1 protein-coding gene is annotated in these 434 nt (G+C 70.3%); it reads left to right on the forward strand.

All coding sequences use genetic code 11. The annotated features are described in order from the left end of the window. The coding region (locus ACYQ0J_RS00670) for a thermonuclease family protein (RefSeq protein ID WP_460170276.1) at positions 1–434 on the forward strand (434 nt) is incomplete at both ends.

The raw sequence follows: 434 nt of genomic DNA on the forward strand, positions 1-434 counted from the left end.
ATGGGCCTGGCCTTGGCCCTTTCTTCCCAAGGCAGGCTCCAGGGCCCCGTTCAGGTGCTCAAGGTGGTGGACGGGGACACGGTGGAGCTTCAGGGCCTCGGGCCGGTGCGCCTCATCGGGGTGGACGCCCCGGAGTCCACCTACAACCACCGCACCTCGGGCCCCGAGGAGGTGAGGCTCGGCCTCGAGGCCAAGGCCTTCCTCGCCCGCCTGCTCCAGGGGCTCCAGGGGAGGAAGGTGTGGGTGGAGCTGGACGCCCAGGAGCGGGACCGCTACCGGAGGGTGCTGGCCTACCTGTACCTGGAGGATCCCAGGGGAGACTGGATCCACGGGGGGAGCCGGTTGCTCCAGGTGAACCTGGAGCTGGTGAGGGCCGGGTGGGCCGAGCCCTACACCGTGCCCCCCAATGTCCGCTACGCCGCCCTCTACCTCCA

The sequence above is a fragment of the Thermus sp. FJN-A genome (assembly GCF_054655095.1).